Here is a 727-nt window from a genome sequence, read left to right on the forward strand (position 1 = left end):
ACAAGCAAAGTACGTCCCCAGCAGATCAATCCCGGCGGTCAGATCAGCAACCAACATCGCATCATTCCAAGCGACGCCTAGTTACTTGGGCGACAAGTGGCATTGTGGCACTGGCTTTGTTAGGGGCTGGTTCATGGTGGTTCTTTGGCCGGACAATTGTGACTCCAGATGTTGAAGGACAGAGCGCGGTCCAAGCTGAAAAGACTTTGAATCAGCATTACTTGCGTGTTGGCAAAATTACTCGGCAAAATAGCAGTAGTTATGCTAAAAATGAAGTGATTTCTAGTTCACCAGATGGCTCGAGCCAAGCGCGGGTCAATAGTAGAGTTAATTTAGTGATCTCTTCAGGTGTGAAGGAATTGAAAATGGCCGATTATGTTGGCGATGATTATAAATCAGTCGCTAATAGCCTGCGCGATAAGGGATTTAAAGTCCAGAAAACGACGGTTTATTCTGATAAAGTTGATGCCGGTGACATCATTAAGCAGAATTATGAAAAGGGAAAAGTGGTCAAAACAGCCAACCAAACAGTTCATTTGACCGTTTCGGCAGGAAAGAAACCGATCAAAATCCCTAATTTCAAGCATCAAGACGTCAGTGCTGTGCAAGACTTTGCTAATAAGCATAAGTTACAACTGACTACCCAGACCAAGCGGACGAAAAAAGTGGCCAATAACCATGTGATTAGTCAGTCGCCAAAGGCGGGCACCAAACTGAACCATGGCGA

General features: G+C 45.1%; 1 protein-coding gene. It reads left to right on the plus strand.

What is annotated here, in order from left to right:
* Positions 1–104 precede the first annotated feature (104 nt).
* Positions 105–727 (plus strand): PASTA domain-containing protein (locus ACFIK0_RS09370; RefSeq protein WP_375663906.1); only part of this gene is annotated, 623 nt, incomplete at its 3' end.

The organism is Bartonella sp. CL63NXGY (assembly GCF_042194905.1).
Lineage (GTDB): Bacteria > Pseudomonadota > Alphaproteobacteria > Rhizobiales > Rhizobiaceae > Bartonella.